6 protein-coding genes are annotated in these 6,311 nt (G+C 71.6%); 3 read left to right on the top strand and 3 right to left on the bottom strand.

All coding sequences use genetic code 11. The annotated features are described in order from the left end of the window. Window positions 1-277 precede the first annotated feature (277 nt). The gene (locus ABZ079_RS24450; protein WP_356941573.1) at window positions 278-658 is read left to right on the top strand and encodes a hypothetical protein; all 381 of its coding nucleotides are present in this window, start codon (window positions 278-280) and stop codon (window positions 656-658) included. Beyond that, window positions 655-1,122: a peroxiredoxin gene (locus ABZ079_RS24445; protein ID WP_356941572.1), complete on the top strand. Its 468-nt coding sequence runs from the start codon at window positions 655-657 to the stop codon at window positions 1,120-1,122. Before ABZ079_RS24450 ends, ABZ079_RS24445 begins: the two co-directional genes overlap by 4 nt. 216 nt (window positions 1,123-1,338) lie before the next feature. On the opposite strand, the gene ABZ079_RS24440 is transcribed toward ABZ079_RS24445, so the two are convergent. Further along, window positions 1,339-1,773, bottom strand: coding sequence for a cupin domain-containing protein (locus tag ABZ079_RS24440; protein ID WP_356941571.1), 435 nt, complete (start codon window positions 1,771-1,773; stop codon window positions 1,339-1,341). 405 nt (window positions 1,774-2,178) lie between these two features. Here ABZ079_RS24440 and ABZ079_RS24435 point away from each other — a divergent pair, with 405 nt between their 5' ends. Then, on the top strand, window positions 2,179-3,153 hold the full coding sequence (locus tag ABZ079_RS24435; protein WP_356941570.1) for a TauD/TfdA family dioxygenase: 975 nt from the start codon (window positions 2,179-2,181) through the stop codon (window positions 3,151-3,153). Window positions 3,154-3,334: 181 nt separating this feature from the next. Here ABZ079_RS24435 and ABZ079_RS24430 read toward each other — a convergent pair whose 3' ends face one another. Then, a complete protein-coding gene (locus ABZ079_RS24430) occupies window positions 3,335-4,831 on the bottom strand; it encodes a metallophosphoesterase (protein ID WP_356941569.1) in 1,497 nt (498 codons plus the stop codon). Between the two features lie 216 nt (window positions 4,832-5,047). Then, a complete protein-coding gene (locus ABZ079_RS24425) occupies window positions 5,048-6,247 on the bottom strand; it encodes a glycoside hydrolase family 64 protein (RefSeq protein WP_356941568.1) in 1,200 nt (399 codons plus the stop codon). Window positions 6,248-6,311 lie beyond the last annotated feature (64 nt).

Raw genomic sequence — 6,311 nt, 5'->3', positions numbered from 1 at the left:
CCGTAGTCCCGTTTGTCCGATACATCCCTTCCGACACCCCCACTGACCTGCGGTTTGGGCCTCCCGGACCCGGCCGTCGGCCCGAGGATCCGCGGCGGATGGCCGACCTCTTCCCCCGCCTGGTCGACGACCGCCTCGCCTACACGATCGAGGACGACTCCGGCCGGGAAGGGGACGCCCCCGGCGGCCACGGCCTGACCGACTGCGTCCGGGGAAGTGGGCCACTCCGTGCCTACCGTCCAGTAATATCCGGCGGCAGGTCACCAGAGGAGGAACCGTGCCCCGGTCCGAACGCTCACCCCTGCTGCTCGCAGGCCTCCTGGCCGCAGCCGGGGTGGCCCACTTCGCCGCCCCACGCCAGTTCGACGCCACCGTTCCCCGGATGCTGCCGGGCTCGCCCCGGGCATGGACGTACGGCAGCGGCGCCGTCGAGCTCGCCCTGGCGGCCGCGATCGCCGCGCCCCGCACGCGCGCGGCGGCCGCGAAGGCGGCGGCGGCGTTCTTCGTCGGGGTGTTCCCGGCCAACGTCCAGATGGCCGTGGACTGGCGGCACCGGCCCGCGCCGCTGAAGACGGCCGCCCTGGCGCGGCTGCCGCTGCAAGTGCCGTTGGTGCTGTGGGCCCGCGGGGTCGCGCGGAACGGGGAGGGGCGGTCGTGACGGAACGCATCCAGGTCGGGGACAAGGCCGCGGACTTCGCCCTGCCCGACGAGACGGGCACCAACCGCCGGCTCACCGAGCTGCTTGCCGGGGGACCGGTGGTGCTCTTCTTCTATCCGGCGGCCCTCACCCCCGGCTGCACCGCCGAGGCCTGCCACTTCCGCGACCTCGCCGCCGAGTTCGCCGAAGTGGGCGCCCACCCCGTGGGCATCAGCGGGGACAGCGTGGAGAAGCAGCAGGAGTTCGCCGGGCGGCACACCCTCGGCATGCCGTTGCTCTCCGACGCCGACGGCGCGGTCCGCGAGCGGTTCGGCGTCAAGCGGGGCTTCTCCCTCGCCCCCACCAAGCGCGTCACCTTCGTCATCGCCGAGGACCGCACGGTGCTGGAGATCGTCCGCAGCGAACTGCGCATGAACACCCACGCCGACCGGGCCCTCACCGCCCTGCGTGCCCACCGGGGCTGACGTGAGCCGGTTCCGCGGCTGATGCGCCCGGACGACCGGATCGCAACGGGGCATTCGGAGCGTGTTCCCGCCGTGGCCGTCATCGACGGCCGGGGCGGTGTGACCGGACGGAGGTCGGGAGGGCGACTGCTGCCACCCGCGCCGGGCGCACGCCTGTGAGGAGGGGGGCGGCGGGCCGCTGCCGGCCGGCCGGCTCACCCGGCGCTGGACGCCCGATCACTGGAACGGGCAGCCGGGGTTCGGCGCGTCCTCCGAGAACGGGGAGCCGTGCGGCAGCACGTAGAGCACATCGAGGACGAGCGGGGTGTCGCCCAGATTGCGGCCGATATGGACGTGTCCCGGGCCGGACGGCTCCTGGATCGTCGCACCCGTCCGGTACACGCCGTCGGAGGCGCAACCGGAGTCGAAGTGGCTGAGGGTGCCCTGCTTCACCACGCCGTACAGCGGTCCGTCGTGGTAGTGCCATCCGGTGCTCTGACCGGGAGGGACCGTGATCTCCCGCAGGGTGTAGTCGGTGCCGCCGATGGTGGTCCGGCCGAGGAGCGTGGCCGTCACCCCGGGCCCTGGTGGGGTCGCACGGGCGGGGCCGCAGGTCAGAACGGTGGTGGCGGTCAGCGCGCCGATGACGGCGGTGCGGAGTGTGGTGCGCATGTGGGAACCTCCCGGGGAGCCGGCGGGTGTCGCCGCGAACATAGAGCCACGCACGGCCAGTTGGGGCCGGAACCCGGTGATCCGGATACAGCCGGCCGCGCGCTCCCGCGGTCTCACGTCCTCCCGCGGCCCGGGGAACCGCGGATGCCGCGGCATCCCGTGAACGCGCGTTGCGCGACCAGCTCCGGCTCCACCCAGCGGGCGCGCGACTCCCGTACCACGTCGGTGAACGGCGGGGTCCCGGCGCAGCCCGTACAGCCGCTCGGGCAGCGCCACCAGTGAGTCGGGGTCCCGTCAGTCGTGGCGGGTGAGCTTTTAACGCGGAGACAACAGGCTGCTGGTCACTTGGCATCCGGGAGTGCCACGATCTTCCCGGAGCCGGTACGGACGAGCATCGGAGCGCGCATGACGACGCACAGGACCACTGCCGACCAGACGGAGCAGGTGGCGGGTGTGGAGGTGAAGCCGGTCGCCGGGCACATCGGGGCCGAGATCACCGGCGTCGACCTCGGCGGGCCGCTCGACGACGCCGTGGTGGCTCTGATCCGGCAGGCCGTGCTGCGCTGGAAGGTGGTGTTCTTCCGCGGACAGGAGCTGGACCACACCGGGCATGTCGCGTTCGCCCGCCGGTTCGGGGAACCGGTCGTCCTCGGCCGGCGGGGCAGCGCCTCACCGGCCGGCTTCCCTGAGGTGGAGACCACCGCGGACCGGCTGGAGCTGGGCGGCCGCTTCGGCATGGAGCACGAGGAGTGGTTGCAGCGCCGTCGGCACACTCTGCTGCGCGGCTGGCACTGCGACCACGGTGCCCGGATCGATCCGCCGTCCGCGACCATCCTGCGCGCGGAGACCGTCCCGCCCTACGGCGGCGACACCACCTGGGCCAACCTGGCCGCCGCCTACGCCGGGCTGTCGGCGCCGGTCCGCGCCTTCGTGGACGGGCTGCGCGCCGAGCACCGGCTCGGCGTCGGCTATCAGCCACGGCCCGGCGACGACGCGTACCTCCGCCACCTCCTGGACCACCAGGTCGCCTCGGTACATCCGCTGGTGCGGGTGCACCCGGAGACGGGCGAGCGGGTGCTGTTCGTCAACGGCTACTACCTCGAGCAGATCGCGGACGTCTCCCGCCCGGAGAGCGCGGCGCTGCTGGAGATGCTGCTGGAGCAGGCGGTCCGCCCCGAGTACACGGTCCGATTCCGCTGGGAGCCCGGCAGCGTCGCCTTCTGGGACAACCGGGCCACCATCCACCTCGCCCCCGGCGACAACGCCCATCTAGGCTTCCCCCGGATCATGCACCGGGTGATGCTCGCCGGAGACGTGCCCGTGGGGGTGGACGGGAGGCCGTCCGAACCGGTCACGGGGACAGCGGTGGGCCGTTGGTGATCGGACGGGCGCGGCCGCCCGGACGGAGGTCAGCCCGACGGCAGCCACACCCGCGGCGGGCCCGGCTTCGTCGCCATGTCCGTCAGGATCCGGATGTGGTCCTCGTGCGCGTAGGCGAACGGCGGCGCGAACGCCGCGGCTCGGTTTCGACAGCCCCTGGGCCCGCGTGATCAGTCGCGTGTCAGTTCAGCAGGACGGTGACCTCGTCCTCGACCGGAGGATCGAGTTCCTGCGCGCGGTTGCCGGTCGCGGCGAAACAGCGCAGCCGGACCCTCTCCGCCGTGACGTCCAGACGCAGGAAGCTCTTGAAGAACGGCGGGCTGTAGGTGGTGGAGGACGGCGAGAACAGCTGGGTGTAGATCTTCCGCACCGGCAGCCGGAAGCGGGAGGCACGCTCGGGGCGGCGTCCGGTGCCGAGGAGGCCCGCGACCAGCCGGGTGCGCCGGGTGACCCGTGCGCCGGCGCCCGGCGCCCGGCCCGGCTCGATACCGAGGCGTTCGCTGACGACCGCGGTCGCCTCGTCCTCGGTCAGGGTGAAGAAGCGGCGCAGCCGCAGCCGACGGCCGTAGAGGCGGCTGTAGAAGGCCAGCGAGTCACCGCGCAGCGGATAGCACCGGCGCTCTGTGACGCCTGCGACCGACACCCGCGGGATGGTGTGCGTGGCGTGCATGAACGCGCCGCCGCCGCCCGCGACGACGTACTGGATCGTGCGGCCGTCCACGTCGACCGGATATCGCTGGTAGTTGTGGATGTCGCCGCCGATGGCGGCCACGTAGTGATGCTCCGGGGCCCGGACGATCTCGTCCACGGTGCCGCCGCCCTCGATGGGGCAGGGGTGGTGCTCGCCGTCGACGTAGAGCGGTGCCCCGGTGATCAGGATCTTCGGCTTCGGTCCCTGGGACACCTCGCGCAGCCAGGCGCCCTGTTCGGCGTCGATCCTGCCCAGCAGGCCGGTGTCGATGCCGACGATTCTCACCGGCCCGGCGTCCATCGCCCAGTACGGGCCGGGCTGTTCGGCCTGTTGAGCCGGGGCCGACCGCAACGTCCGTGCCGCCCCGAGACGTTGCTCGTCCGCGGGGCCGGGCCGGTGCCACAGCAGGGTGCGCCACCAGGCACGGGTGAGCGGGCGGGAGCGGGGCTGGGGATCGAGCGGTGGGGTGTCGGCGCAGAAGACGCGCATGAAGGAGCCGAGGTCCTCGTACCAGTCGTGGTTGCCCGGTATCGCGTAGATGGGCGCCGGATACTCCTGGTACGGCCGGAAGAACTTGTCGCCGTAGTCGTCGGCGCTGCCCACCGGATAGATGACGTCGCTCGCGATCACCGCGAACTCGGTGTCCTGACCCACCTTCAGAAAGCCCGGCACGACGGCGTACTGGGAGGCGTCGCCCTCGCCGGTGTCCCCGATGACCATGAAGGAGAACCGTTCCGGAACCTCGCGCCGGACCACCTTGTCGGCGGGTACCCCTACCGCTTCCCGCCGCGCGACCCAGCGGCTGCGGGTACGGCCGGTGGGATCACCGAACCAGGACGCCAGCACGCCGTTGCGTGCTGCCCACAAGATCCTGGGATTCAGCCAGGACAGCTTCTCGACGTGGTCCGGCATCAGTTGCCGGTAGGCACCGCGCTCGGCGGCGCCCCAGCCGGCGCCCTGGGGGGTATCGCGTGAGGAGTCAGACACGCCGTGCACCGTAACAACGTGCCGGACGGGAATGGGACCCGGGTCCGGGCCACGCCAACTCACCTGGTCGCACAGGGATGTTCGTGCCGGATTCAAGGGTGTGGAGGCCTCGTCGCCGCGGGCCGGCCTCGTCGTGGACGGCACGGCCCTGAGGACGAGCCGAGCCGTACGGCCGCGGTCCCGCACCCTGCTGTCCGGGAGCGGGACCGGGCCATGTCAGCTCAGCGGATCCAGCGTCAGATACGCCTGCCGCGGGCTGCCGTCGTGGACCAGTGACTCCTGGTGGCCGACGTCGTCGAAGGCGAACGCGTAGGCCTTCCCGTCGGCCATCTGCGCGTGCACCTTACGGGCGTAGTGGTTGGTCACCGTGTCCTGGTAGAAGTTCGCCGTCCCGGTGTCCGGCTGGTTGGGGTTGGTCAGCAGCGTCGAGCGGTTGAAACCGGCGCACAGGGTGCGGGAGATGGGGCCGCGGACGTTGTCGTTGGGTGCGTCCAGCAGCTTGTGGCAGCCGAAGACGCTGGAGGCGTCCGGTTTCCGGAAGCTGGTGACGACCGCGCCGGAGGAGTCGGTGAAGTTCATGACGCTGCCCGAGACCCGGCCGTAGTACTTCGTGTTCGGCTGGTCGGCGAAGGGCGTGACGGTCAGCGTCGACGTCGAGTACTTCTGCCAGACCCGGTTGACGTAGTCGTCCATCACGTTCGCCGGCAGCGCGCCGGTCTCCACGCCGTACAGCGGGGACAGGGCGCGCAGCACGGTGCCGTCGGAACGCGTCTGGATCAGCTTGGCCCAGCCGCCCGGCTGTCCACGCAGAGCGTTGAAGAAGCCGGTGTAACCACCCGACTTGAGGTGCCCGGTGCTGCTGAGACTGCCGTCGGCCCGTTGCACGCCGACCGCGTACGGTGCCGAGAACATGTCCACCTGGGTGCTGTTGAGCCACAGCCCGGAGTCGTTGAGCGTGTACTCCGACCAGTTGAAGAGGATGTCCCGGTTGGGGTCGGACGGGTTCTGCACGGCCGGCTGCACCAGCCCTCCGGTGGTCAGCCTGAAGTCGAGCTTGCGGCCGTAGGAGAAGTAGATCCGGCCGGAGAACTTCGGTATGCGGATCGTCTTCGACTGTCCGGCGGCCGGCCCGGGAATCGCCGCGTCCGGTGCGGGAGTCGGGGGATTGCCGCCCGCCGGCCAGGCGTGGAAGGCGCCGTTCGCGTCGGCCCAGCCCTGCTGTCCGGAGGACAGCTGGGTGCCGAGGTCGTAGACGTAGACGGGGTCGGAACGGCCCGAGTTGTTGGTGATCTTCAGCGGGATGGTGTCCGGTACGGCGGCATGGGCGCGGTCCGTCACGCCGAGCGCGAGCACTCCGCCGACCAGGGCCGCGGCGGCCGCCAAGGGCAGCGCGGGGCGTGTGAGCGTGTGAGGCACTCTCCACCTCCGTGTGGGGTCGGGGTCGTACGGACATTGGTCCGTACCTGTTCTGAGAGCGCTC

Origin of the sequence: Streptomyces sp. NPDC006314 (assembly GCF_040613075.1) — a bacterium.
GTDB lineage: Bacteria > Actinomycetota > Actinomycetes > Streptomycetales > Streptomycetaceae > Streptomyces.
Note: the sequence above shows the minus strand (reverse complement) of the source record. Positions and strands in the feature narration are given on the sequence as shown.